The 348-nt window shown below is 67.2% G+C and carries 1 protein-coding gene; it reads right to left on the reverse strand.

Annotated elements, in window-relative coordinates:
• Positions 1-157 precede the first annotated feature (157 nt).
• A partial coding sequence (locus tag WH85_RS52640; protein WP_211275668.1) for a hypothetical protein occupies positions 158-348 on the reverse strand: 191 nt, incomplete at its 5' end.

Consider the following 348-nt stretch of genomic DNA (forward strand, 5'->3'; position numbering starts at 1 on the left):
CTGGCCGTCCTGCCGGCTGTCTCGCGGGCTTGTTGTTGCCGACGTTGTGCCTGGTGGGTGCTCTCGCCGTCTGGTTGTGTGGGTTCGAGTCGTGGGTGCACCCGATCACGGGTTCGGGTGTGCTTGCATGTGTTGTTCGGTGGGTGGTGGCACCCGATCACGTGATCGGGTGCGCCTGTCTCGAGTTCTTGGGTGCGCCTGCCGTCCTGCCGTCGCCGCTGTCGTGCTGATTGGTGCGCCTGCCGTCCCGCCGTCGCCGGTCGTTGTTGCCGCTGTCGTGCTGATCGGGTGCGCCTGCCGTCTGGCCGTCCTGCCGGCTGTCTCGCGGGCTTGTTGTTGCCGACGTTG

The organism is Actinoplanes rectilineatus (genome assembly GCF_000962825.1).
Taxonomy (GTDB): domain Bacteria; phylum Actinomycetota; class Actinomycetes; order Mycobacteriales; family Micromonosporaceae; genus Actinoplanes; species Actinoplanes rectilineatus.